Here is a 3,259-nt window from a genome sequence, read left to right as displayed (position 1 = left end):
CACGCGGCCGATCGAATGGGTGGTGGGTTATGCCGCCGGTGGTGGCTCCGACATCGTCGCGCGCTCGGTCGCCGAGGCGATGAGCAAGACGCTGGGCCAGACCATCGTCGTCAACAACAAGCCGGGTGCGGCCACCAACATTGCAGCCGACTACGTGGCCAAGTCCAACAACCCGGGCCATGTGATGCTGACGGCCGATTTCGCGACGCTGGCGGCCAACCCCTCGCTGTTCGCGAAGCTGCCCTACAACGCCGAGAAGGACTTCGTGCCGGTGGGCCTGCTGGCGCGTTTTCCGCTGATCCTGGTCGTTGCGCCGAATGTGCCGGTGAAGAACTTCAAGGAGTTCCAGGACTGGGCAAAGGCCAACAGCGGCGGCACCAACTACGCGTCCGCCGGCGCCGGCAGCCCGCACCACCTGGCCACCGAGTTGTTGCGTGAGCGCACGGGGCTGAAGCTCAGCCATGTGCCTTACCGCGGCGCCGCGCCGGCCGTGCAGGACCTGATGGGCGGGCAGGTGCCCTTCGCGCTGATGGACAGCGCCAGCGTGCAGCAGCACATCAACGCGGGCAAGCTCAAGGCCATCGGCGTGGCGAGCCTGGAGCGCCTGAAGGTCATGCCCGACATCCCGACGCTGGCCGAGCAGGGCTTGAGCGGTTTCGAAGCCTACGCCTGGCAAGGCCTGGTGGTGCCCACCGGCACGGCAGCTGAACTGGTCGGCAAGCTCAACAAGGCCCTGATCGTGGCGCTGGATTCCCCCGCGGTCAAAGAACGTTTCCAATCACTGGCATTGGAAGCCTTGCCCGGCACACCACAACAGATGGCCAGCTTCTCGGCGGCCGAACGTGAACGCTGGGGCAAGCTGATCCGCGCCAACAACATCAAGCTGGATTGAGAGAAGGTCTTGCCATGAGCGACACAGCGCTGCGCTACCAAAGCGGCTTCGGCAACGAATTCGCCACCGAAGCCGTGCCCGGCGCGCTGCCGCAAGGCCGCAACAGCCCGCAGCGGGCACCGATGCAGTTGTATGCCGAACTGCTGTCGGGCACCGCGTTCACCGCGCCGCGTGCGGAGAACCGCCGCAGTTGGCTGTACCGGCGCCAGCCGTCGGTGGTGACGGGGACCTACCAACCCTATGCGCCCGACGGCTGGACCCATGGTGCGCCTCGCGGCGCGGTGATCCCGCCCGAGCCGCTGCGCTGGAGTCCGTTTGCGATTCCCGACGCCGCGCTGGACTTCGTCGACGGCCTGCGCACCATCGCCGCCAATGGCGATGTCGAAGCGCAGACCGGCATCGCCGCGCAGGTCTACCTGTGCAACCGTTCGATGGGCCGGCGCGCGCTGGTCAACGCGGACGGTGAGATGCTGTTCGTGCCGCAGCAGGGCCGGCTGGTGATAACGACCGAAATGGGCGTGCTGGAAGTCCAGCCCGGCGAGATCGCGCTGCTGCCGCGCGGCGTGGTCTTCAAGGTCGACCTGCCCGACGGTCCTTCGCGCGGCTACCTCTGCGAAAACTACGGCGCGCAGTTCCGCCTGCCCGAGCTGGGCCCCATCGGCTCGAACGGCCTGGCCAATGCGCGGGATTTCCTGGCGCCGGTTGCGGCGTTCGAGGACAGTGCCGGCGAGTACGAGCTGATCAAGAAGTTCGGTGGCCGGCTGTGGCGATCGACGATGGCGCAGTCGCCGTTCAACGTCGTCGCCTGGCACGGCAACCTGACGCCGCTGAAGTACGACACCGCGAACTTCATGACCATCGGCTCGATCAGTTTCGACCACCCGGACCCGTCGATCTTCACGGTGCTCACGTCGCCCAGCGACACGCCCGGCACCGCGAATTGCGATTTCGTGATCTTCCCGCCGCGCTGGCTGGTGGCCGAAGACACCTTCCGCCCACCGTGGTACCACCGCAACCTGATGAGCGAATTCATGGGCCTGGTCCATGGCCAGTACGACGCCAAGCCAGAAGGCTTCCGCCCCGGCGGCGCTTCGCTGCACAACGGCATGGTGCCGCACGGCCCGGACGTCGAGGCCTTCGACAAGGCCAGCCACGCCCCCCTGGCGCCGCACAAGCTCGACAACACCCTGGCTTTCATGTTCGAAAGCCGCTACCGCCTGGTGCCCACCGAGTTCGCGATGAACAGCGGCGCGCTGGACCCGGCCTATGCCAGCTGCTGGGCCGGCCTGAAGGATCAGTTCACACCATGAGCACCCCTCCTACCACCGACATCACCACCGGCATCGCCGCGACCAACGATCCGGCGCTGACCAGTTGGGTCGCGACAGCCAACGCCGCCGACAGCGACTTCCCGCTCCAGAACCTGCCCTATGGCCGCTTTCGGCGGCAGGGCAGCGGCGAGCCCTGGCGCATCGGCGTGGCGATCGGCGACCAGGTGCTGGACCTGCGCGCCGCGCTGGCCACGGGCCTCTGGCTCGACGAGATCAGTGACTTGCTGCGACCCTTGGCCGAAGGCGACCTGAACAGCGTGATGGCTGAAACGCCGGCGCAGCGCAGCCGGCTGCGCCAGGCGCTGTCGCAAGCGCTGCGTGCCGGCAGCCCACTGCAAGAGGCCCTGCAGCCCTGCCTGGTGGCGCAAGCCGCGGTCGAGATGGCCGTGCCTTGCCGCATCGGCGACTACACCGATTTCTACACCGGCATCCACCACGCCACCGCGGTGGGCAAGCTGTTCCGGCCGGACAACCCGCTGCTGCCGAACTACAAGTGGGTGCCGATCGGCTACCACGGCAGGTCCTCGTCCATCGGCGTCAGCGGCCAGCGCTTCCGCCGGCCAGTCGGCCAGACGATGGCGCCGGGCGCCGAGGTGCCGACGGTCGCGCCCTCACGCCGGCTGGACTACGAGCTGGAGTTGGCGGTCTTCGTCGGCACGCCGAACCCGCAGGGCGAGGCGGTCACGATGGACCAGGCCGAAGACCATGTCTTCGGGCTCGGCCTGTTCAACGACTGGAGCGCACGCGACATCCAGGCCTGGGAGTACCAGCCGCTCGGGCCCTTCCTGTCGAAGAGCTTCGCCAGCACGCTGTCGCCGTGGATCGTCACGCTCGATGCGCTGCAGCCTTTCCGCGCGCCCTTCGTGCGGCCGGCGGGCGATCCGCAGCCGCTGCCCTATCTGGATTCAGCGGCCAACCGCAGTGGCGGCGCGATCGAGATCCAACTCGAGGTGCTGCTGCAGACCCAGGCCATGCGCGAGGCCGGCCTGCCGGCGCATCGGCTGAGCCAGTCCAACTTCACCGATGCCTACTGGAC

The 3,259-nt window shown here is 67.8% G+C and carries 3 protein-coding genes; all 3 read left to right on the top strand.

The window, feature by feature from the left end; translation table 11 throughout:
• Positions 1 to 892, top strand: an 892-nt coding sequence (locus tag VLK61_RS09610; RefSeq protein WP_325420555.1) for a Bug family tripartite tricarboxylate transporter substrate binding protein, incomplete at its 5' end; no start/stop codon positions are given.
• 14 nt (positions 893 to 906) lie between these two features.
• Positions 907 to 2,202, top strand: a complete 1,296-nt coding sequence (hmgA, locus tag VLK61_RS09605; protein ID WP_325420553.1) for a homogentisate 1,2-dioxygenase — start codon at positions 907 to 909, stop codon at positions 2,200 to 2,202.
• Positions 2,199 to 3,259 (top strand): fumarylacetoacetase (gene fahA, locus VLK61_RS09600; RefSeq protein ID WP_325420551.1); only part of this gene is annotated, 1,061 nt, incomplete at its 3' end. The genes hmgA and fahA, both read left to right, overlap by 4 nt.

The sequence above is a fragment of the Aquabacterium sp. genome (assembly GCF_035476535.1).
GTDB lineage: Bacteria > Pseudomonadota > Gammaproteobacteria > Burkholderiales > Burkholderiaceae_C > Pseudaquabacterium.
This window is presented reverse-complemented; position numbering and strand designations above follow the sequence as displayed.